At 45.5% G+C, this 587-nt stretch carries 1 protein-coding gene; it reads right to left on the bottom strand.

Features of this window, described 5'->3' with window-relative positions; genetic code table 11:
* On the bottom strand, nt 1–587 hold a 587-nt coding region (locus LI091_RS18400), incomplete at both ends, for a leucine-rich repeat domain-containing protein (protein ID WP_265191451.1).

Here is a 587-nt window from a genome sequence, read left to right as displayed (position 1 = left end):
ACATTTGGTAAGCCCGGCCGGGATCGTAAGAGTAGTGACCAGGGTACCGGAAATAAAGCCATATCCCAGTGTTTTCAGCTTGGAAGGAAGCTTTATGGATTCCAGAGCAGAGCAGCCGGAAAAAGCAGCAGAATCTATCGTGGTAATAGAGTCACTGAGAATCACTTTTTCAAGAGAAGAACATCCGGAGAATGCATAGGAACCCAGTGAATTTATATTTTTGGAAAAAGAAATATTTTCCAGGGCTGTGCAGTTTTCAAAAGCGTTATATTTAATATCTGTCAGAAAACCACCTTTTGGGTTGTCCGAAAAGGAAAGGGATGAAACAGAGCTGCAGCCACTGAAAGCATAGGAGTCGATAGTATTGACGGACTTTGGAAAAGAAAGAGTTTCCAGAGCCGTGCAGTTTGCAAAAGAACTGCTGCCAATGGACTGAAGGTTTTCGGACCATCGGATGGAGGCCAGCTTTTTACATCCGGAAAAAGCGTATCTGTCGATGGAAGTGACAGAGTCCGGAAAGCTGAGTTCACCCAGAGCCGTGCAGTTTGCAAAGGAATAGGAACCGATGGAGGTGACGGAATCCGGGA

The organism is Blautia sp. MSK20_18 (assembly GCF_020553125.1).
Classification (GTDB): Bacteria; Bacillota; Clostridia; order Lachnospirales; family Lachnospiraceae; genus Blautia_A; species Blautia_A fusiformis.
Note: the sequence above shows the minus strand (reverse complement) of the source record. Positions and strands in the feature narration are given on the sequence as shown.